This is a genomic window from Belnapia sp. AC561, assembly GCF_979252845.1.
Genome location: NZ_CEEDBP010000261.1, coordinates 1 through 265, shown reverse-complemented (window position 1 = coordinate 265; position 265 = coordinate 1). Strand labels below are relative to the sequence as shown.

The window sequence follows — 265 nt, the reverse complement described above, 5'->3', positions numbered from 1 at the left end:
AGTAGCCTCACAGATAATCTGTTTCAGGATTATTCCCTGGATAGTTTCTTAAGTATGCTGATAGATGCTGAATGGGAGAACAGGCAAAATAGAAACATCCAGAATCTGATAACCAGGGCCGGATTCAAACAGGCAGCCTCAGCTGCTGATATTGATTATAAAGCTAAAAGGAATCTGGACAGGACAACTTACGAACGGCTGCTTGGACTGAACTTTATCAGTAGAAAGGAAAATGTTATTATCACCGGACCTACCGGTTGCGGAA

1 protein-coding gene is annotated in these 265 nt (G+C 42.3%); it reads left to right on the top strand.

Annotation, left to right across the window (positions count from 1 at the left end):
* Positions 1 to 265 (top strand): ATP-binding protein (locus AC0IW9_RS31005; protein WP_471652142.1); only part of this gene is annotated, 265 nt, incomplete at both ends.